The sequence below is a fragment of the Phytopseudomonas daroniae genome, from assembly GCF_004327275.1.
Classification (GTDB): Bacteria; Pseudomonadota; Gammaproteobacteria; order Pseudomonadales; family Pseudomonadaceae; genus Aquipseudomonas; species Aquipseudomonas daroniae.
Map to the genome: position 1 here is coordinate 35,972 of NZ_QJUJ01000013.1, position 19,065 is coordinate 55,036.

A 19,065-nucleotide genomic window follows, 5' to 3' on the forward strand; every position below is an offset into this window, starting at 1 on the left:
TCCTCAACGTGCCAGCACGGCAATCACCACCGCCAGAACACAGACATACAGGGCGCAATCGAACAAGGCTTCGTGCCAGATCCAACGTGCCAATCCAACGCGCTGCAGCCCCAGGCGCAATACGCCGGTCAGCAGCAGCGCCAATACCGCGTAGGCCGCCATGGGGCTCAGCAATACGCCGCCCAGCGACCACTCATGCAAGCCCATGGGCCTCTCCTCTCAGGTGGCACCAATGGCGCCAACCGGTTTGCAATTGCAACAGTGCAGCCTCGGCCAGACGCCGGTCGACACTGGGCGCACCGACGCGCAGGGCGTCCTGCAAGTCAGCCACCGGGCCATTCAAATCGTCCTCGCGGCCAGGCGCAGGACCGCGCTCCAGCACTTCGTCCAGACGCCGCAGGAAACGTCGCTGAGAACGGGCCAGATCGGTATCGGCATTGGCCAGGCAGGCCCGCAGGTGCAACAGCTCATCGCCCAGATCGAGGCCGGCAACGCCGTCGTCCCAGCGGCTGCGCGCCTGATCCGGACGTGCCGGATAATGGCGGGCGAGTTGCAACAAACGATCCGCCATACGCCCACCGAACCAGTTTTCCGCACGGCTCAGTTCCCGCCGGGTCAGTCGGCCGAGATCCACCAGAATCGCATGCATCAACCGGCGGCCATGCCACACCGGATTGCGCAGCACCACCAGGCGGAACGCCAACACGGCGAAGCCGACCCCCATGAGCATGCCCGGCGCTTCGTTGAGAAAGAATTCGACGTTGTAGCCAACCCCTGGGGCGGGCAGACAGAGCACGATGAAATGCAGGCAGAAGGAGGTCGAGGTGGCGGCCAGCGGCGGTTTGGCCATACCCAGCACGCCAAAGAACAGCGGTACGCCCAGCACCATGCAGAGCATGACGAAACCGTCGATCTGCGGCATCAGTATCTGCCCGACGAAGAACGCCACCGGCAGCGCATAGAAAATGCCGCGCAGGAACATCATGCCGATCTGTGGCGCCGCCTCGAGTCGGGCGAACAGGCTGCAGACCACGCAGGCCAGCAGCAGCGCGCCGGTGGCGTGCGTCCAGGCCGTGGCCAGCCAGAAAGTGGCCAGGGTCAGGAACGCCAGGGCGCTGCGAGCACCGTACACCAGTGCACTCTGCCAATCGTAATGCCAGGACAGCGCTCGCGGCGCGTCGGCCGGCGCCCTGCCCTGCTCGACCGCGAGCAAAGCCCGGCTCGCATCCTCGATACGCAGCAGCAACACCGCCATGCGCTCCAGGCACAGCTGCTGACCGCTATTCAGCTCATCGTCCCGAGCAGCCTGGCGCAGACGCTCGATCAGCTCCGGCAGATCACCCTGATCCTCCTGTAATCGCTCATCCACCTCCTGCAACCAGGGAGCAACGGCTTCGGCCTCGCTGCTGCTCAGCTGCCGCCACTGCCGCGCCACACCGCGGGCCAGACGCAACACGCCGAGCAGATCGCGGCTAAGGACGCGCAGCGCAATGGCGCGCTGGCGGCCCCGCTCACCCTCGAACCAGGCGTGCTCGCGCTGGGCATCCACGGCGACGATGCGGGCCAGCGCTTCCAGCAACCCCTGACGTGCTTCGACCTCACCGGTCAGCGCCTGGCGCGCCGCCTTGACGCCGGTCTGCCAGGCAGCCCTGGCCTGTTGCGCCAACTGCCGCTCTACCCGTTGCGGCCAGAGCAAGGCACTGCTGAGCGTGGCACAGACGATACCCAGGCATATCTCGGTAGAACGGGCGATGGCCTCGTCGAAGATCACCAAGGGTTTGCCAATGGCCGGCAGACCAATGATCGCCACGGTGTAGCCGGCCAGTACGAAAGAGTACGACCAGGCGCTACGCAGCATGGTCGAGGCCGCCGTACACAGCGCCAGCCACAAGGCGAACGCCAGCAGGAACAACAGGGGCGTCTGGGCGAACAGCGCCATCATCACCACGGCCATAAAGGTGCCGATCAGCGTACCGAGCAGGCGCGCCAGGCCCTTCTGCACCACCATGCCGGAAAGCGGCTGGGCGACGATAAAGGCCGTCATCAGAGCCCATTGCGGCTGTTCCAAACCCAGACGCAGCGCGAGCCAAAGTGCCAGACCACCGCCGAGCAGGGTCTTGGTGGCGAACTGGATGGCTTGGGAGCTTGGCGCAACGAACGCCAGCAGGGAATCACGCACGATGGTTACCTAAAAGAATCTCAGCTCTGAACATAGCTGTAGCGAAACGATTCCGCCTCCATGCGGAGTGCCAATTATTAGCTAGCTAACTATATGCTGTCCAGAGGGCTTTTCCGCACTCACACCTTGCCTGCGTCAAAAAATGGCCGGGAGCCATTTTTGACGTCGCCTGCGACGGCCCGAAGGGTGGCCCGCCAGGGATGGCAGGCCACAAAAAGCGCGGACGAAAAAAAGGGCGACCGAAGTCGCCCCAATGCCTTGCGTGCTCGTGAATCCGGTTTTCAGTGCGGCTTTTTCTTGCGCGCATCTCTCCAGATGAAATAAGCGAACCCGGTGCAGAACAGCAGCATCAGCCCCACGGTGCCGATACCGGCTAGAACCACCACATCGACGAACATGCTGCCTCCTGCATCCGTTGTTCGGGTATGGCGCTACGTTAGCAGCGCCGCGCCGGGCGCCATTGATCCAGATCAAGTACCACCCGCGGCCAATAGCGAACAGCCGGCAGGAAGTGACCTGGATCAACGGAAAAGGACTGGAAGTCGAAGCGCGCATCCACGGACGGGATGCGCAGAGGGTGTCACGGCAGCAAGGCGAGCGATAGCAGCGTGACGCGGCGAAACCTGTCAGCGCTTCTTCGGTTTGCTCTTGGACTTCTTCTTGCCCTTGGGCATCGGCAAGGCCTGTTCGAAGGCATTGCGCATTTCCTCGAGTTTCTTGTCGCGCAGGTCATGAATGCGCTTGTCGCGCTCGGCGTTGAAGTCGATCAGTTTCACATCGTTGCTCATAGCGGCGCCCGGATCAGACGAAACGTAAGGTTCAGGCGCGGCGCACAAGGCTTGCGCGTTTTCGCCACCTGATGCTGCCAATGATGCTGTGTCTGGCCGCCCATGACCAGTAGCGAGCCGTGCTCCAGCATAAGCGAATGTTCGATGCGGCTATGGCCCTTGCGCCGCAGATCGAAGCGTCGCGCCCCACCCAGGCTCAGAGAGACCACTAGCGGGGCATCTCCCAGTTCCCGCTCGTCATCGCTGTGCCAGCCCATGGAATCCTGGCCGTCGCGGTAATAGTTGAGCAGCGCGCCATTGAGTGGCCGCCCCAGCGCATTGACCACGCGCTGGCGAATCTCGACGAGCAGCGGCGTCCAGGGCAAGGGTTGATGAGTCATGCCGGAATAGCGATAGCTCGCCTCGGCATCACCGTACCAGGCAAGTAGCCGGGGCACCGGATGGCGACGGCCGAACAGCATCACTTCGGGTTGTTGCCAGGGTGTTTCGCTGACCAGTTGCTCAAGCCAGCGATCCGCCGTGGCGTTGTCGAGCCAGGCGGGCAGATAAGTGAGGTCAGCACCGGGCAGGCTCAAATCAGAAGCATCGAACAAACCGGCCTGGCCAGGGGCAGCGGAATCGGTGGTGCTCACACTTCGACATCCACCCACAGCCCCTGGCGGGGCAGTTGCTCGATGGCTGGCTCATCAACCTCGGCCACATCGCCCTCTGCCAGTTCGGCCGGCGTGTAACCGCGACGCCGACGGCGACGCTGCTCCTCGCGCAAGCGCTCCTCGACCTCCTGCGGATGACGTTTATCCAGGCTCACCCCACTCTCCTGGGCAGCCTCGGACACCGGCGTGACCGGAGGGACATCGGGCCTGGGCTTGACTACGTCCTGCTGGGCAGTGACCGGAACCAGACTGTGAGGGATGGGTGGCAACATGGATCGATGCTCCGTCTGAGCCGGTAATTGAACAGGCTCCTGAAGGCTTGTCGGCCTCGAAACGAGCGACTTTAGCCTCGCCTCGCTACACTTACGACCGGGCATCCGTCAGTAAGTGCCAAATCGGGCGTCATGCACCTTTGGCTGAGGCCCGGCGTTCCGTTACCATAGCCGGCTTTTTCACAGGGGAGACAGGCATGGCGGAGTATCAACCGGGGCAACGCTGGATCAGCGACAGCGAAGCGGAACTGGGCTTGGGAACCATCCTCATGCAGGACGGCCGCATGCTCACCGTGCTCTACCCGGCCACGGGCGAAACCCGCCAGTACGCGACCCGCAATGCGCCGCTGACCCGCGTGCGTTTTTCCCCGGGCGACGAGATCACCCATTTCGAAGGCTGGAAGCTGACCGTACGCGAAGTCGACGATGTCGATGGCCTGCTGGTCTACCACGGCCTCGACGCGCAGAACCACAACGTTACCCTGCCGGAAACCCAGCTTTCCAACTTCATCCAGTTCCGCCTCGCCAGCGACCGCCTGTTCGCCGGGCAGATCGACCCGCTGCCCTGGTTCTCGCTGCGCTACCGCACGCTGGAATTCACCAGCCGCCAGGTGCAATCCTCGCTGTGGGGCCTGGGCGGCGTGCGTGCGCAACCCATCGCCCACCAGTTGCACATCGCCCGTGAAGTCGCCGACCGCATCGCGCCACGCGTGCTGCTGGCCGACGAAGTGGGTCTGGGCAAGACCATCGAGGCCGGCCTGGTGATCCATCGCCAACTGCTTTCCGGGCGCGCCAACCGCGTACTGATCCTGGTACCGGAAAACCTGCAGCACCAGTGGCTGGTGGAAATGCGCCGGCGCTTCAACCTGGAAGTGGCGCTGTTCGACGCCGAACGCTTCATCGAAAGCGATGCCAGCAATCCGTTCGAAGACGCGCAACTGGCACTGGTCGCTCTCGAATGGCTGTGTGAGGACGAAAAGGCCCAGGACGCCCTGTTCGCCGCCGGCTGGGATCTGATGGTGGTCGACGAAGCCCACCACCTGGTCTGGCACCCGGAAAACGCCAGCCGCGAATACAGCCTGGTCGAACAACTGGCCGAAGTGATTCCTGGCGTACTGCTGCTCACCGCTACTCCCGAACAGCTTGGCCAGGACAGTCACTTCGCGCGCCTGCGCCTGCTCGACCCGAACCGCTTCCATGACCTGGCGGCGTTCCGCGCCGAAAGTGCCAACTACCAGCCGGTCGCCGAGGCCGTGCAGGAGCTGCTCGACAAGGGTCGCCTGTCCGCCGAAGCGCACAAGACCATCCAGGGCTTCCTGGGAGCCGAGGGCGAGGCCCTGCTCGCTGCGGTCGCTGACGGCGATAGCGAAGCCAGCGCCCGCCTGACCCGCGAGCTGCTCGACCGCCACGGCACCGGCCGCCTGCTGTTCCGCAACACCCGCGCCGCGGTGCAGGGTTTCCCCGAGCGTGAACTGCACGCCTATGCGCTGCCGAGCCCCGACGAGTACATGGAGCTGCCGCTGGGCGAGCATGCCGAGCTGTACCCGGAAGTCAGCTACCAGGGCCAGTCCGACATCGAGGAAGAGCAGCGCTGGTGGCGCTTCGACCCGCGTGTCGAATGGCTGATCGATACCTTGAAGATGCTCAAGAAATTCAAGGTGCTGGTCATCTGCGCCCACGCCGAAACCGCCATGGATCTGGAAGATGCCCTGCGCGTGCGCTCCGGCATCCCGGCCACGGTGTTCCACGAAGGCATGAGCATCCTCGAGCGCGACCGCGCCGCCGCCTACTTCGCCGACGAAGAATTCGGCGCCCAGGTGCTGATCTGTTCGGAAATCGGCAGTGAAGGCCGCAACTTCCAGTTCGCTCATCATCTGGTGCTGTTCGATCTGCCGGCGCATCCGGATCTGCTCGAGCAGCGCATCGGTCGCCTCGACCGTATCGGCCAGAAGCACAAGATTCAGCTACACGTGCCGTACATGGAAAACAGCCCGCAGGAGCGTCTGTTCCAGTGGTATCACCAGGCGCTGAACGCCTTCCTGGCCACCTGCCCGACCGGCAACGCCCTGCAGCACCAGTTCGGTAGCCGCCTGCTGCCGATGCTGGAAAACGCCGACGACGGTCAGTGGCAAACACTGATCGACGAAGCCACCGCCGAGCGCCAGCGCCTGGAAAGCGAACTGCACGCCGGTCGCGACCGTCTGCTGGAGCTCAACTCAGGCGGTGCCGGTGAAGGCGAAGCGCTGGTCGAGGCGATCCTTGAGCAGGACGACCAATTCGCCCTGCCGATGTACATGGAGCAATTGTTCGACGCCTTCGGCATCGACAGCGAGGATCACTCGGACAACGCCCTGATCCTGCGCCCCAGCGAGAAGATGCTCGATGCCAGCTTCCCGCTCGGCGATGACGAAGGCGTGACCATCACCTACGACCGCGACCTGGCGCTGTCGCGCGAAGACATGCAGTTCCTCACCTGGGAACACCCCATGGTGCAGGGCGGCATGGATCTGGTGCGCTCCGGCTCGATGGGCAACACCTCGGTGGCGCTGATCAAGAACAAGGCTCTCAAGCCCGGCACCGTGCTGCTGGAGCTGCTCTACGTCAGTGAAGTGGTCGCGCCGCGCAGTCTGCAACTGGGCCGCTACCTGCCGCCGGCCGCACTGCGCTGCCTGCTCGATGGCAATGGCAACGATCTGGCCAGCAAGGTTTCCTTCGAAACCCTCAACGATCAGCTGGAAAGCGTGCCACGGGCCAGCGCCAACAAGTTCGTGCAGGCCCAGCGCGACGCGCTCAACCCGCAGATCGCCGCCGGTGAAGCGAAGATCCTGCCACGCCATGTCGAGCGAGTGGGCGAAGCCAAACGTCGTCTGGCCGCCGAGCTGGACGAAGAACTCGCGCGCCTGACCGCGCTGCAGGCGGTCAACCCGAGCGTGCGTGACAGCGAGCTGGTCGCCTTGCGTGAGCAACGCGAACAGGGCCTGGCGATGCTCGACAAAGCCGCCCTGCGCCTGGAAGCCATCCGAGTGCTGGTCGCCGGCTGAAAGCCCTCCCGCCCGCTCTGCGCAGAGAGTGAGGCGGCAGGTTTACAGCGGGAGCGGACGCAGGGTGGACAACGCTCTTTTTGTCCACCATTGCGATCGCGAGTGGTGGACGGGTCGGGCCGCGTAGGCAAGCGTCGGCTACGCGCCCCGATCCACCCTACGGCTCGCTTTTGCTTCTGGCTTGAAGCTTGAAGCTTATGGCTGCTCCTAAACCATCTGCAACCGCTGCTTGCGCCCCGGCGCAGGATAGGCGCTGTCGATCATCTGCAAATCGGCCTCGCTGAGCTGCAATTCGGCCGCTGCTGCATTCTCCGCCAGGTGCCGCGGGTCGCCCGCCTTGGGAATCACCAACACACCCGGCTGCCGCAATGCCCAGGCCAGCGCGACCTGCGCCGCACTCACCCCATGCCCTTCAGCGACCTGGCGCAACGCCCGGTTGGCCAGTAATGCACCGCCCTGCCCCAACGGACAATAAGCCATCAACGGCATGCCCTGGCGCTGTTGCCAGGGCAACAGGTCGAACTCCACGCCGCGCTCTTGCGGGTTGTAGAGCACCTGATTGGTGGCGCAGCCCGGTTGGCCGAGCTCTTCCAGGTCGTCCAGATCGAAGTTGGATACGCCCCAGCGGCCGATCTTGCCCTGCTCGCGCAAGCGCTCGAAGGCCTCGACCGTTTCCTCCAGCGGGTATTGCCCACGCCAGTGCAGCAGGTACAGATCGAGATGATCGGTGCCCAGGCGCTTCAGGCTGCGCTCGCAAGCAGCCGCAACCCCGGCGCGGCTGGCGTTGTGCGGGTAGACCTTGCTGACCAGAAATACCTGATCACGCCTGCCAGCGATGGCCTCACCGACCACCTCCTCCGCACCACCCTCGCCATACATCTCGGCACTATCGATCAGGCGCAGACCGCGCTCGATACCTTCACGTAGCGCCGCCACCTCCGCACGCCGCTGACTGGGCTTCTCGCCCATACGCCAAGTTCCCTGGCCGATCACCGGGACTCGAACGCCGGCCAATTCAAGTGTTCGCATCATGGATTCCTCCTGCCGATTGCATCCTGACCCGCTCGCTACGCATGGGTTCAGCCTTTGCGCCATCAGATCACGCCCCCGCCGTAGAGCGTCTACAGCGGGATCCCCGTTCATGTCCCGACACGAGTTTTTTGCTCGCTGGGCAGAGCACGACGCCGCTTAACGACTACGCTAGAGATAAAGGACAAGCCAGGGCCACTTCACGATGGGCGCACTATGGCGATCCGATTCAGCACCGCCTGTCAGCGTGCACAAAGCCGCTACCGCGGTGCATCTCGAACCTCGACGGCCCTCCCATCGCGTGCGCTGGGCAGTTGGCGTCATCCTGATGTTCCTGCTGGTAATCGGCTCAGCGCTGCTGATCGTTGAGCTACGCACCGCCTACTTCCAGTCCACCGAACTGAGCCGCTATGCCGCCCAACTGACTTATCAGGTCGAAAACGGCCCCAGCGACGCCATTGTCTACCCAGGAGCTGGCCCTTTCGATCGGCGCCTGGGCTACAGCCGCCTGCCAATCTTCATCGAGCGCCTGCAAGGCAGAGGTTTCGAAGTACTGCAGCAGAGCCACTTTTCCCCAGCCTTGATGGATTACAGCGGGCGCGGCTTCTTCACGCCCTTCGCCGAAAAGACCCAGACCGGGGTCAACATCGAGGACTGCCGCGGCACCCCGTTCTACACGGTACGCAATCCCCGTCAGCGTTACCCCAGCTTCGGCGCCATTCCGCCGCTGGTGGTCGGCAGCCTGCTGTTCATCGAGGATCGCAAACTGCTGGCCAGCGAGCCTGCCGAAGCCAATCCGGCAGTGGACTGGCCGCGATTCAGCAAAGCCGCGCTGTCCCAGGTTGGCAAGTATGTCGGCATGCAGGATCAGTCTGCCGGCGGCAGTACACTGGCCACGCAACTGGAGAAATACCGGCACTCGCCGGACGGCATCACCCATGCGCCAGCGGAGAAACTGCGGCAGATGGTATCGGCAAGCGTGCGCGCCTATCAGGGCGGCCCGCAGACACTCGAAGCCCGGCAGAACGTCGTGCGCGACTACCTCAACAGCGTACCGCTGTCGGCAGCGCCAGGGCACGGCGAGGTGCACGGCCTGGCTGACGGTCTGCGCATCTGGTACGGCGCCGATTTCAGCACCACCAACCGTCTGCTCGACCCACAGCGCTCTGCCGATGCCAGCCTGGCTGAACGGGGCTTGGCGCTGCGCCAGGTGCTGTCGCTGATGATCGCCCAGCGTCGGCCTTCGTATTACCTGTCCCAGGGTCGCGACGAGCTGGCCGAGCTGACCGATAGCCACCTGCGTTTGCTGGCCAGTGGCGGCGTACTGGATAACGAATTGCGCGATGCAGCCCTGGCACAACAGGTGACCTACCGCGACTGGCAGGCTGATCCCAACCTGCAACGCGTCGACAGTGACAAAGGCATCAGTATGGCCCGGGCACGGCTGGCCGGCCTGCTCAACCTGTCCTACTACGAGCTCGATCGTCTCGATCTGGACGCGCGCTCCAGCCTCAATTCGGATCTGCAGCAGCAGGTCAGCCACTACCTCGAACAACTCGCCGACCCGGCATTCGCCGAAACCGTCGGCCTGTTCGGCGACCGCCTGCTTTCACCGAGCAAGACCGCCGACGTACGCTACAGCTTCACCCTGTTCGAACGCACGCCCAACGGTAACCAGGTAAGGGTGCAAACCGACAACACCCATCAGCCGTTCGACATCAACGAAGGCAGCAAACTGGAGCTGGGCTCTACGGCCAAGTTACGGGTCATGGCTACCTACCTGGAGATGATCGCCGAACTGCACCAACGCCATGCCGGACAGACGCCCGCCCAGTTACGTGCCGTGGAGGTCGCCGACCTGGATCTGCTCAGCCGCTGGGCCATCGATTATCTGCTGCGCAACCCAGGCGCCGACCTCACCGGCATGCTCGACGCGGCGCTGGAGCGGCGCTATTCGGCCAGCCCTGCAGAACGCTTCTTTACTGGCGGCGGCCTGCACACCTTCGGCAACTTCCGTCGCGAGGACAACGGCCGGCGCCCGACCCTGCGTGAATCCCTGCGCGAATCGATCAACCTGCCGTTCATCCGCCTGATGCGCGATCTGGTGCGTTACAGCACCTACCAGGCACCGGGCAACAGCGCCGAGCTGCTCAAGGACGACAAGGATCCACGACGGCAGGAGTACCTGAGCCGCTTCGCCGACCGCGAGGGCACCACCTTTCTGCTGCGTTTCTGGCGCAAGTACCAGGGCCAGTCCGCCCAGGAACGCCTGGACACCTTTATCGGCGGCCTGCGTCTCACCGATACACGCCTGGCCGCCGTGCACCGCTACCTGATGCCGGATGTCGATCAGGCCACTTTCGGCAGTTTCATCAAGGCTCACCTGCCGGGTAACCCGCCGAGCGACAAACGCATCGGCGATCTCTACATGCGCTACGGGCCGGGGGCTTTCAGCCTGCCGGATCAGGGCTATATCGCTCGGGTGCACCCGCTCGAACTGTGGCTGCTCGCCTACCTGATCGATCATCCTCAGGCTCGCTTCGACGACGCCGTGGCAGCTAGCCGCGACGAGCGCCAGGAGGTCTACGGCTGGCTGTTCAAGAGCCGACACAAGAGCGCCAGGGACAGCCGTATCCGCATCATGCTGGAAGTCGAAGCCTTCCTCGACATCCACCAGCGCTGGCAGAACCTGGGCTATCCCTTCGAGTACCTGGTGCCCTCCCTGGCCACTGCCATCGGCAGCTCCGGCGACCGCCCGGCTGCGCTGGCCGAGCTGATCGGCATCATCCAGAACGATGGGCTGCGCCTGCCAACCGTGCGCATCGACAGCCTGCACTTCGCCGCCGATACGCCCTACGAAACACGGCTGGGTCACGTCCTGGAGCCTGGCCGACGGGTAATGGCTCCAGAAGTCGCTGCTGCGTTGCGTGGGGTACTTTCCCAGGTGGTGGATGGCGGTACGGCGCGGCGCCTGCAAGGCACCTTCACCCTGACCGATGGCAGCCCGCTGATCCTCGGAGGCAAGACCGGCACCGGCGACAACCGTTTGACCAGCGTGGGCCGCGGCGGTCAGGTGATCAGCTCACGGGTACAGAATCGCACGGCCACCTTCGTGTTCTTTCTCGGCCCGGATCACTTCGGCACCCTCACCGCCTTCGTACCGGGTCGCGCCGCGGAGAACTTCCGTTTCACGTCGGCGCTGCCCGTGCAGGTGCTCAAGGGCATGCAGCCGATTCTCGCCCCCTACCTGCAAACCGCCGCCCGCACCCTGTGCGCGCCACCACCACAGCAGCAGACGGCGCACGCTAGAGGAAGGCCGCCTAATCCGTGGGAGGGGCTTTAGCCGAGAGATCTACGCCTGGCCAGTCGTAGGGTGGATGACGCTTTTTTCATCCACCATTGCGATCCCATGATGGTGGACGGGTGAAGCGTCGTCCACCCTACCAACGGCCACTTTTGCCTTGTTCGCGTCTTTCGCTATCGCCAACGAAACCTAGCGCTTCTGCTTCAAATACAACGCCTCGACCTTCTCTCGCGCCCAGGGCGTCTTGCGCAGGAAGGTGAGGCTCGACTTGATGCTCGGGTCGCTCTTGAAGCAGCGGATATCGATGCGCTGGGCCAGGCCGTCCCAACCCAACTGCTCGACCAGTTCGGCAAGAATGGCCTGCAATGTGATGCCGTGCAGCGGATCTTTGGACGTACTCATATCGGGCTCCTGATTCCTGGCCCGCCAGCTTACCAGCAGGCAGCAACGAAAAGGCCCGGACGAGAGTCCGGGCCTTTGCTTGAACAAGCTACAGAAACGCGATCAGAGATGCGCGTCCTGGTACTCCTTCTCGGCCTCGTCGAAACGCTTGACCATAGTCGGCGAAGCCGGGCGACCGATCTTGCTGAAGATGAAAATGGCCAGGGTAGCGAAGATGAACCCCGGAATGATCTCGTAGAGACCCAGACCAACGAAGTTCTTCCACAGCACCACGGTCACTGCACCGACCACCATACCGGCCAGCGCGCCATTGCGGGTCATGCCTTTCCATATCAGGGAAAGGATCACCACCGGGCCGAAGGCGGCACCAAAACCGGCCCAGGCGTAGGAAACCAGGCCCAGAACCTTGCTTTCCGGATTCGACGCGATGGCTATAGCGACTACCGCAATCAGCAACACCATGCCACGGCCGACCCACACCAGTTCGGTCTGGCTGGCGCCCTTGCGCAGAAAGGCCTTGTAGAAGTCTTCGGTCAGGGCACTGGACGATACCAGCAGTTGGCAGCTCAGGGTGCTCATCACCGCTGCCAGAATGGCGGAGAGGATCAGCCCCGCGATCCAGGGATTGAACAGGATCTTGGTCAGCTCGATGAACACGCGCTCGCCATTCTCGCTGACCGGGCCCGCCAGTGCAGGATTGTTGGCGAAATAGGCGATACCGAAGAAACCCACCGCCACGGCACCGCCCAGGCAGAGGATCATCCAGGTCATGCCGATGCGACGCGCAGCCGGGATCGACTTGACCGAGTCAGCTGCCATGAAGCGCACCAGGATGTGCGGCTGGCCGAAATAGCCCAGGCCCCAGGCAAGCAGGGAGACGATGGCGACGAAGGACAGACCGCGGAACATGTCGAAGTTGGCCGGGTTGGCCTGCTCGATGGTGGCCATGGCCGCATCGAAATCGCCCAGGGCAAGAATCACGAATACCGGAGTGATCAGCAGAGCGAAGATCATCAGGGTGGCCTGTACGGTATCGGTCCAGCTCACCGCGAGGAAGCCACCGACGAACACATAGAGGATGGTCGCTGCCGCACCGACCCACAGGGCGGTGTCATAGGACATGCCGAAGGTCGACTCGAACAGGCGAGCACCGGCCACCACGCCTGAAGCGCAGTAGATGGTGAAGAACACCAGGATCACCAGCGCCGAGAACACGCGCAGCAGCTTGCTGTTGTCCTCGAAACGGTGGGTGAAAAAGTCCGGCAGAGTCAGGGCGTTGTGATTGTGCTCGGTGTGCACACGCAGACGACCGGCGACGAACAGCCAGTTCAGCCAGGCACCGAGGATCAGGCCGATGGCGATCCAGCTTTCCGAGATACCGGCGACGAAGATCGCGCCCGGCAAACCCATCAGCAGCCAGCCGCTCATGTCGGAGGCGCCAGCGGACAGCGCGGTAACGAAACTGCCGAGGCTACGGCCGCCGAGGATGTAGTCGGAGAAGTTCTTGGTCGCACGATAGGCGATGAACCCGATCAACACCATGGCCAGGATATAGACCACGAAGGTGACCAGCATGGGAGTACTTGCAGTCATTGGGGAATGCCCCTCTCGTTTGTTTTTATTCAGGCCGGGGGATGATCCCGTACCCAGTTGGCATATCACGACCATCGGTCACGGTCGTGCTCCAGGCATGCCACTCTGCTGGTGGCATTACCGATTCGGGGCAACTGCCCCCAATAGCAAAACGGGTGAAAACCTCATCGATTCCCACCCGTCGTCTTTACTCGTCGCCCAGCGACAGCAGTGAAGCGTTGCCGCCCACCGCCGTGGTATTCACCGAGGTGGTGCGCTCGTTGACGAAGCGCAGCAGGTAGCTAGGGCCGCCGGCTTTCGGGCCGGTGCCGGACAGGCCGCAGCCGCCGAATGGCTGTACGCCGACCACCGCACCGATCTGGTTGCGGTTGACGTACAGGTTGCCGACCCGCGCCAGGGCTTCAATGCGGGCGGCAGTTTCCTCGTTTCGGCTGTGGATGCCAAGGGTCAATCCATAGCCGGTGGCGTTGATTGCCGCGACCACCTTCTCCAGATCGCCCGCCTCGAAGCGCACCACGTGCAGAACCGGACCGAACTGCTCTTTCTTCAGCTCGTGGATGCCGCCGATTTCGAAGGCCACCGGCGCAATGAAATGCCCGTTCAGACCAGTCGACAGCGTCGCTTCGGCGATCAGCTTGCCCTCGCCCTTGAGCTGCTCGATGTGCGCCAGCAGACCTTCGCGGGCCTCGGCGTCGATCACCGGGCCGATGTCGTTCTCGCGCAGGTGGGTCGGGCCGATCTTCAGTTCGGCCATGGCGCCCTTGAGCAGGTCGATCACCCGCTCGGCAATATCGCTCTGCACGTACAGCACGCGCAGTGCCGAGCAACGCTGGCCGGCGCTGGTGAAGGCGGAACCGACGGCATCCTTGACCACCTGCTCGGGCAGCGCGGTAGAGTCGACGATCATCGCGTTCTGGCCGCCGGTTTCGGCGATCAGGGTGGCGATCATGCCGTCCTTCTCGGCCAACTGGCGGTTGATGATCCGTGCCGTGTCGGTGGAACCGGTGAAGCACACGCCGGCGACACGCGGATCACGGCAGAACACGCCACCCAGGGTGGCGCCGTCGCCCGGCAGGAAGGCGATCACATCCTTGGGCAGACCGGCTTCGAACATCAGTTCCAGCGCGCGGGCGGCGATCAGGCTGGTCTGCTCGGCCGGCTTGGCCAGCACCACGTTGCCTGCCACCAGGGCGGCACTGATCTGGCCGAGGTAGATGGCCAGCGGGAAGTTCCACGGGCTTACGCAGACGAAAATGCCACGGCCCTCGTGGAACAGCTCGTTGCGCTCGCCAGTCGGGCCCTTGAGTTCTTCGCGGCCCAGCTTGAGGCGCGCCTGCTGCGCGTAGTAACGGCAGAAGTCCACCGCTTCGCGTACTTCGTCGATGCCGTCCTGCATGGACTTGCCGGCTTCCACGGTGCACAGCGCCATCAGCTCGGCGCGATTGCTTTCCAGCAGATCGGCGAGGCGTTCGAGAATGCTCGCACGTTCGTCGATGGAGACCGCATTCCAGCGCGGCCAGGCGGCGCTCAGGCCATCCAGCGCCTGGGCTGCCTGGGCGGCGGTGGCGAATTGAGCGCTGCCGACCACCTTGTTCAGATCGAAGGGGCAACGAACTTCCTGGGCAGTACCGCTCAGGCTCTGGCCGTTGATTACGGGCGCAGCCTGCCATTGACGGTCGAGTTGCGGCTTATAGGCGTTTTCGAGCTCGGTCAGGGATGTCTGGATGTTCATGTTGATGCCTTGGGAGTTTTTCCGTGTGGCCCCGTACAACGCTGGCGGGAGTGGGATTTTGTCGTTACCGATGCTCTTGAACTGGCGTAGCTGAGTGACCGGGTGATCGATCAGCGATTCGACCGGCACGCTCGGGTCGACCAACTGGTGCACGAACGACGAGTTGGCACCGTTCTCCAGCAGGCGGCGCACCAGGTACGGCAGCAGATCCTTGTGGGCACCGACCGGCGCGTAGATGCGTACGTTCTTGCCCTGTTTCTCCAGCACCGTGTCGTACAGCGCATCGCCCATGCCGTGCAGGCGTTGGAACTCGAACTCGCGCGGCGACGTCTGCTCGGCGGCCATGGCCAGGATGCAGCTGACGGTATGCGCGTTATGGCTGGCGAACTGCGGGTAGATGACGCCGCGGGTGAACTCGCTGAGCAGATAGCGGGCGCAGGCCAGATAGGAGGTATCGGTGCCTTCCTTGCGGGTAAATACCGGGTAGCCATCGAGCCCCCACACCTGGCACTGCTTGATCTCGCTGTCCCAGTAGGCGCCCTTGACCAGGCGCAGCGGCATCTTCTCGCCGAGCTCCTTGCCCAGCAGGGTCAGCCATACCAGCACCGGCAGACAGCGCTTGGAGTAGGCCTGAATCACCAGACCGAACTCGCCCCAGCCGGCAACGGCCGGATCACGCAGCAGCTTCTCGTAGAGTTCCAGGGACAGTTCCAGGCGATCCGCCTCTTCGGCGTCCACGGAAATACCGACGTTCAGCTTGCGCGCACGGATCACCAGCTCGCGCACGTTGGCGAACAGCTCACTGAGCACGCGCTCGCGCTGGGCCACTTCGTAGCGCGGGTGCAGCGCCGACAGCTTGATCGAGATCGACGGCTTCGGCCCTGGGCCGACCTGCGGCTCGGCACCGACGGTATCGATGGCCTTGCGGTAGTCGGCCATGTATTTCTCGGCGTCTGCAGCGGTCAGCGCCGCCTCGCCAAGCATGTCGAAGGAATAGGTGTAGCCCTTCTGGCGCTCCGGGCGACCGTTCTTCAGCGCTTCGCTGATGGTGCGGCCAAGCACGAACTGCTTGCCCATGAGCTTCATGGCCTGGTTCATGGCTGCGCGGATCACCGGCTCGCCGGAGCGCTGGATCAAACGACCGAGCACCTTCTTCGGACGGCCATCGCTGGTTTGCGGGTCGACCACCTTGCCGGTCATCACCAGGCCCCAGGCAGCGAAGTTGACCAGCACGCTGTCGCTCTTGCCCAGGTGGCGTTCCCACTCGGCGGCATTGAGCTTGTCGCGGATCAGGGCATCGGCGGTAGCAGAGTCCGGCACGCGCAGCAGCGCTTCGGCCAGGCACATGAGCATCAGGCCTTCCTGGGTATCGAGGCTGTACTGGCGCAGCAGGGCGTCGAGAGTGTCGACCGCGTTGTCGCGGCTGCGCACGTTCTGGATCAGGGTGCGCGCCTGCTGAGCGATAGCCTCGATGCCCGAGGCACCGGGATCGGCCAGTTGCAGCAGTTCGCCAAGATAGGCTGCCTCGTCAACGCTGTAGTTGGCGCTGATGACGGGGAAAAAATCGGCGGCCTTGGCAGCGGAGATCCGGTCAAGGAACTCCTGATGCAAGACGTGACTGGCTTTGAACATCACGCCCATCCTCTTGTTATGGAGATAATCTGTGAGATACCCCTGCTTTGGGTCTAGCTCAGATACGGGTATCTGGCGATTCCATGACGCAGAAGTGGATGGCGGAATTTAGTGGCAGAGTGATGACGGCTTCTTGCGGAAACCTCTGGAGTTTTTGCAGAAAGCTCCGAACTGCGGAACTTCCGCCTTGGCGAGCGCGCCAGACGGCGACCCGTGCACAGCCATGGTGCAGAAACACGAACGCCGCCGCCCATTGCTGGGCCGGCGGCGTCTGAAGACTTTCCGAAGGGCTCAGGAAGTCAGGCGGGTCAGCGCTTCGCGGTACTTGTCGGCGGTCTTCTGCGCGACGTCGGCCGGCACTGCAGGTGCTGGCGGCTCCTTGTTCCAGCCGGTGGATTCCAGCCAGTTGCGCACGAACTGCTTGTCGAAACTCGGCGGATTGGTGCCTTCGACATAGCTGTCGGCTGGCCAGAAGCGGCTGGAGTCGGGGGTCAGCACTTCGTCCATCAGGGTCAGGGTGCCGTCTTCATCCAGGCCGAATTCGAACTTGGTGTCGGCGATGATGATGCCGCGGGTGGCCGCGTATTCCACCGCTGCGACGTACAGGGCGATGGAAGTGTCGCGCACCTTGGCGGCCAGCTCGGCGCCGATGATCGCTTCGCACTGTTCGAAGCTGATGTTCTCGTCATGGTCGCCCACGGCGGCCTTGGTCGACGGAGTGAAGATCGGCTGCGGCAGCTTGGCGGCTTCCTTCAGACCGGCGGGCAGCTGAATGCCGCACACGGTGCCGCTCTTCTGGTATTCCTTCCAGCCAGAACCGACGATGTAACCGCGCACGATGGCTTCCACGGCAACCGGCTTGAGGCGCTTGGCGACCACGGCGCGGCCCTCGACCAGCGGCAGCTCGGCAGCCGGCACCACATCTTCGACGCGATCACCGGTGAAGTGGTTGGGCACCACGTGGGCGAGCTTGTCGAACCAGAAGTTGGAGATGGCGGTGAGGATCTTGCCCTTCTCCGGGATCGGCTGCTCGAGGATCACGTCGAAGGCCGACAGGCGATCGGTCGCGACCATCAGCATGCGCTTGTCGTCGATCTCGTAGAGGTCGCGGACTTTGCCCGAATAGATCTTCTTCAGGCTCAGGGAAGGTGTGGTCATATCGAGATTCCGCCTTATCGCGTGAAAGTCGCGCCGCTCTTCGTCAAGGGTGACGACCTACGGCCTGGTAGATGCCGGCAACGCCAGAAAGGCCTGCCTGTGAAAACAAAAGGCGAAACCCCTGGGGGTTTCGCCTATCGCCAACCACTCGCCAAGGTTCTTAGCCGAGGTTTTCCTGAATCATGCCCAGCACCCGCCGCGCGACATCGGCCGGCGCAACGGTGTTGAGGTCTTTCTCTACCGTCACCTGCACAGTGTCGCCAACAGCGGTCAGGCGTACCTGATAGCGCTCGGCGCGGGCTTCGATTTCCTCCTTGCTGTCCGAACCACCAAACAGGCGGCTGAAGAAGCCAGGCTTCTCGTTGGCACGCTGCGGGCCTTCGGCCAGATTGACGTAGTAGACGCCCAGGGTACGGTTGATATCGTCGACGCGCAGTTCGGCCATGCGCAGCGAGCGGCCAACGCCGGACCAGGCGCGGTCGAAGTCGGTGCTCAGGTTCAGCACCGGGTTGCTGTTGCCGTCTTCGGACAGGCTCACGCGGCTCGGTGCGTCGAAGTCACGACCGGCCAGCAGCGATACCGAACCGCCCTGTTCAACGCTACGCGTCAGGTTGACCTGCAGCTCGTCGAGCAGCGCGGCGTCCAACGCCTTGTTGACGCTACGCTCAGTGAACGGTACGTCGACGGTGCTGCCGGCAGGACGCTGCGCGGTCACCACGAAGATCTCGCTGGTGTTGCGCTGTACGCCAGGCTCGAGACGCACGTGCACACGGGTTTCGGTGTTGCTGTCGAGGCCGGCGACACGGCCGCCCAGACGACTCTGCATGCCGCTGGACAGCGCGTCGAAACGCTGCCAGTCGGTGCTGAACTCGCCCGTTTGCGGACGTTCGTCGACGATGCGGAAGCCGCCATCCTCGAAGAACTGACGGGCACCCGGCCAGACTTCAGCCGGAACACGCTGGGCTACCAGCCAGCTGGAGTCGCCACTGTTCTGCAGGCTGAACTCGCTGACGTCTGCACTCACGGCCAGGGCCTGCGGGCGCGGTACTTCGTATTCGCCCTGCACTTCGCTGTCGCGAATCTGCTGCGGAATCGGCAGCAGCGGGTCGAGGCGCTTGGCTTCGACGTCTGCCGGCAACTGCATCGGCGCAGTCTGCCGTGCGGTCAGGTAATCACTGCCGCGATCGCGGAAGTAGCCATTTTCGCCCCAGACCCAGCCACAGCCACTGGTGCTGGTGATGATCAGAGCAAGTGCGGAAAGTCCGGCCAGTCGCTTCATGCG

Annotated in this window: 14 protein-coding genes; 2 read left to right on the forward strand and 12 right to left on the reverse strand. The window is 63.6% G+C overall.

The genetic code is table 11. The annotated features are described in order from the left end of the window. Positions 1 to 3 precede the first annotated feature (3 nt). The 6 genes from DNK10_RS23295 to DNK10_RS23310 all read right to left on the reverse strand — a co-directional run bounded on the left by DNK10_RS23295 (position 4) and on the right by DNK10_RS23310 (position 3,892). Positions 4 to 207: a DUF1656 domain-containing protein gene (locus DNK10_RS23295; protein WP_131181081.1), complete on the reverse strand. Its 204-nt coding sequence runs from the start codon at positions 205 to 207 to the stop codon at positions 4 to 6. Beyond that, the gene (locus DNK10_RS23300; protein ID WP_131193199.1) at positions 194 to 2,179 is read right to left on the reverse strand and encodes an FUSC family protein; all 1,986 of its coding nucleotides are present in this window, start codon (positions 2,177 to 2,179) and stop codon (positions 194 to 196) included. The genes DNK10_RS23295 and DNK10_RS23300 overlap by 14 nt, the downstream gene beginning before the upstream one ends. A gap of 281 nt (positions 2,180 to 2,460) precedes the next feature. Continuing rightward, on the reverse strand, positions 2,461 to 2,577 hold the full coding sequence (ccoM, locus tag DNK10_RS26330) for a cytochrome c oxidase subunit CcoM (protein WP_278248836.1): 117 nt from the start codon (positions 2,575 to 2,577) through the stop codon (positions 2,461 to 2,463). Positions 2,578 to 2,805: 228 nt separating this feature from the next. Next, entirely contained in the window at positions 2,806 to 2,967 is a 162-nt protein-coding gene (locus DNK10_RS25920; protein WP_165493654.1) for a hypothetical protein, read from the reverse strand. Then, positions 2,964 to 3,599 (reverse strand): alpha-ketoglutarate-dependent dioxygenase AlkB family protein, encoded by a 636-nt coding sequence (locus DNK10_RS23305; protein WP_244216307.1) that lies wholly within the window; start codon positions 3,597 to 3,599, stop codon positions 2,964 to 2,966. The genes DNK10_RS25920 and DNK10_RS23305 overlap by 4 nt, the downstream gene beginning before the upstream one ends. Then, a complete protein-coding gene (locus DNK10_RS23310) occupies positions 3,596 to 3,892 on the reverse strand; it encodes an aspartate-semialdehyde dehydrogenase (protein ID WP_131181083.1) in 297 nt (98 codons plus the stop codon). The genes DNK10_RS23305 and DNK10_RS23310 overlap by 4 nt, the downstream gene beginning before the upstream one ends. A 197-nt stretch (positions 3,893 to 4,089) precedes the next feature. Between DNK10_RS23310 and rapA the strand changes: the two genes are divergently transcribed. Further along, the gene (gene rapA, locus DNK10_RS23315) at positions 4,090 to 6,933 is read left to right on the forward strand and encodes an RNA polymerase-associated protein RapA (protein WP_131193200.1); all 2,844 of its coding nucleotides are present in this window, start codon (positions 4,090 to 4,092) and stop codon (positions 6,931 to 6,933) included. 207 nt (positions 6,934 to 7,140) lie between these two features. On the opposite strand, the gene DNK10_RS23320 is transcribed toward rapA, so the two are convergent. Beyond that, positions 7,141 to 7,962: an aldo/keto reductase gene (locus DNK10_RS23320; protein WP_131193267.1), complete on the reverse strand. Its 822-nt coding sequence runs from the start codon at positions 7,960 to 7,962 to the stop codon at positions 7,141 to 7,143. Positions 7,963 to 8,167: 205 nt separating this feature from the next. Here DNK10_RS23320 and DNK10_RS23325 point away from each other — a divergent pair, with 205 nt between their 5' ends. Continuing rightward, entirely contained in the window at positions 8,168 to 11,305 is a 3,138-nt protein-coding gene (locus DNK10_RS23325) for a transglycosylase domain-containing protein (protein ID WP_131193201.1), read from the forward strand. 150 nt (positions 11,306 to 11,455) lie between these two features. On the opposite strand, the gene DNK10_RS23330 is transcribed toward DNK10_RS23325, so the two are convergent. From DNK10_RS23330 to bamC, 5 genes are all read right to left on the reverse strand, one after another. Further along, entirely contained in the window at positions 11,456 to 11,668 is a 213-nt protein-coding gene (locus DNK10_RS23330; protein WP_131181086.1) for a VF530 family protein, read from the reverse strand. Between the two features lie 102 nt (positions 11,669 to 11,770). Continuing rightward, positions 11,771 to 13,261, reverse strand: coding sequence for a sodium/proline symporter PutP (gene putP, locus DNK10_RS23335; protein ID WP_131181087.1), 1,491 nt, complete (start codon positions 13,259 to 13,261; stop codon positions 11,771 to 11,773). A 187-nt stretch (positions 13,262 to 13,448) separates the two neighbouring features. Next, positions 13,449 to 16,625 (reverse strand): bifunctional proline dehydrogenase/L-glutamate gamma-semialdehyde dehydrogenase PutA, encoded by a 3,177-nt coding sequence (gene putA / locus DNK10_RS23340; RefSeq protein WP_131193202.1) that lies wholly within the window; start codon positions 16,623 to 16,625, stop codon positions 13,449 to 13,451. Positions 16,626 to 16,916: 291 nt separating this feature from the next. Beyond that, positions 16,917 to 17,783, reverse strand: coding sequence for a phosphoribosylaminoimidazolesuccinocarboxamide synthase (locus DNK10_RS23345; RefSeq protein ID WP_131193203.1), 867 nt, complete (start codon positions 17,781 to 17,783; stop codon positions 16,917 to 16,919). Positions 17,784 to 17,943: 160 nt separating this feature from the next. Further along, positions 17,944 to 19,062 (reverse strand): outer membrane protein assembly factor BamC, encoded by a 1,119-nt coding sequence (bamC, locus tag DNK10_RS23350; RefSeq protein ID WP_131181090.1) that lies wholly within the window; start codon positions 19,060 to 19,062, stop codon positions 17,944 to 17,946. Positions 19,063 to 19,065 lie beyond the last annotated feature (3 nt).

What these genes read in the sequence shown, in the direction of transcription:
- DNK10_RS23295 (WP_131181081.1), bottom strand. Translation starts at nt 207, where the DNA reads ATGGGCTTGCATGAGTGGTCGCTGGGCGGCGTATTGCTGAGCCCCATG.
- ccoM (WP_278248836.1), bottom strand. Translation starts at nt 2,577, where the DNA reads ATGTTCGTCGATGTGGTGGTTCTAGCCGGTATCGGCACCGTGGGGCTG.
- DNK10_RS25920 (WP_165493654.1), bottom strand. Translation starts at nt 2,967, where the DNA reads ATGAGCAACGATGTGAAACTGATCGACTTCAACGCCGAGCGCGACAAG.
- DNK10_RS23310 (WP_131181083.1), bottom strand. Translation starts at nt 3,892, where the DNA reads ATGTTGCCACCCATCCCTCACAGTCTGGTTCCGGTCACTGCCCAGCAG.
- rapA (WP_131193200.1), top strand. Translation starts at nt 4,090, where the DNA reads ATGGCGGAGTATCAACCGGGGCAACGCTGGATCAGCGACAGCGAAGCG.
- DNK10_RS23320 (WP_131193267.1), bottom strand. Translation starts at nt 7,962, where the DNA reads ATGCGAACACTTGAATTGGCCGGCGTTCGAGTCCCGGTGATCGGCCAG.
- DNK10_RS23325 (WP_131193201.1), top strand. Translation starts at nt 8,168, where the DNA reads ATGGGCGCACTATGGCGATCCGATTCAGCACCGCCTGTCAGCGTGCAC.
- DNK10_RS23330 (WP_131181086.1), bottom strand. Translation starts at nt 11,668, where the DNA reads ATGAGTACGTCCAAAGATCCGCTGCACGGCATCACATTGCAGGCCATT.
- putP (WP_131181087.1), bottom strand. Translation starts at nt 13,261, where the DNA reads ATGACTGCAAGTACTCCCATGCTGGTCACCTTCGTGGTCTATATCCTG.
- putA (WP_131193202.1), bottom strand. Translation starts at nt 16,625, where the DNA reads ATGTTCAAAGCCAGTCACGTCTTGCATCAGGAGTTCCTTGACCGGATC.
- DNK10_RS23345 (WP_131193203.1), bottom strand. Translation starts at nt 17,783, where the DNA reads ATGACCACACCTTCCCTGAGCCTGAAGAAGATCTATTCGGGCAAAGTC.
- bamC (WP_131181090.1), bottom strand. Translation starts at nt 19,062, where the DNA reads ATGAAGCGACTGGCCGGACTTTCCGCACTTGCTCTGATCATCACCAGC.